1 protein-coding gene and 1 pseudogene are annotated in these 1,110 nt (G+C 70.3%); one reads left to right on the top strand and one right to left on the bottom strand.

Annotated elements, in window-relative coordinates:
• Nucleotides 1-475: pseudogene (locus AB0M20_RS45160) on the top strand (hypothetical protein); the annotation flags it as partial.
• A gap of 5 nt (nt 476-480) precedes the next feature.
• Here AB0M20_RS45160 and AB0M20_RS45155 read toward each other — a convergent pair.
• Entirely contained in the window at nt 481-915 is a 435-nt protein-coding gene (locus AB0M20_RS45155; protein ID WP_364307797.1) for a VOC family protein, read from the bottom strand.
• Nucleotides 916-1,110: the final 195 nt, after the last annotated feature.

Genomic DNA, 1,110 nt, shown 5'->3' with positions numbered 1-1,110 from the left:
CCCACCGCCACCGTCGGTCTACCGCTCGTCCAGCTACCCCACGCCGCGCCCGGTCCCGCCGGTCCACCAGACCCGCTCCGACGAGACGCCGACGGTCAACACCGAGCGCAAGAAGCGTAGGTGGTTCCTCGGCGGCTTCGGCGTCTTCCTGCTGCTCACGGCATCGGTGGGCGGCGCCTGGCTGGCGTCCGCGCAGCGGGCCGGCGTCCGGTCGATCGCGAGCAAGCTGCGCGTGCCGGTGGCCTCGACCTCACCCATGGGCTGGCGGGTCTTCGCCACCGGAACGCTCCCACCCGACGTCGACCCCCTGGACAAGGCGGCGGTCACCGCCGACGAGACGGTCCGGCGGGTGTGCAGCGTGCGCTCGTTCCGCCGGATCGCCGAGATCGACGACGTGCGCGGCTGGTCCTTCTCGGTGCAGCCCTCGGCCGGCGAGGACCGCGCCTTCCGCTGCCTGGCCGCTCCGGCCGAGTAACGGCGTCACACGACGCAGAACTCGTTGCCCTCGGGGTCGGCCATCACGACGTGGCTGGGAACCCCGTCGACCTGATCCTCGCGGACGATCGTGGCGCCCGCCTTCAGCAGGCTCTCCACCTTCGCGGTCACCTTCGGCCACCGGATCTCCTGTGGCTGGTCCCGGCCGCCCGCCTTGATGTCGATGTGCACCCGGTTCTTCACCACCTTGGCCTCCGGCACCTTCAGGAACGAGATGCTCGGCCGGACCCCCTCCGGGTCGACCAGGGAAGCGCCGTCGCCCCACTCCTCACGCGGGACCTCCCATCGGATGAGCCACTCCTCCCAGCTGGCGAAACCCTCCGGGACCGGCGATTCCACATACCCGAGGGCCTCGCGCCAGAACGCGGCCAGGCGCCTTGCATCGGCGCAGTCGATCGTGATCGCCCACACAACAGTCATGGATCATTATTACCGGACCTCCTAAGGTGGCGAAGGTGCAGCTCATCGATCATTTCCTCACGGTACCGCTCGATCATGGCAACCCCGGCGGGCAGACCATCGAGGTGTACGCCCGCGAGATCGCCGCCACCGACGGACGTGACCGGCCCTACCTGGTCTTCCTGCAGGGCGGCCCGGGGCACGAGGCGCCGCGGC

Source organism: Actinoplanes sp. NPDC051633, from assembly GCF_040681735.1.
Classification (GTDB): domain Bacteria; phylum Actinomycetota; class Actinomycetes; order Mycobacteriales; family Micromonosporaceae; genus Actinoplanes.
Note: the sequence above shows the minus strand (reverse complement) of the source record. Positions and strands in the feature narration are given on the sequence as shown.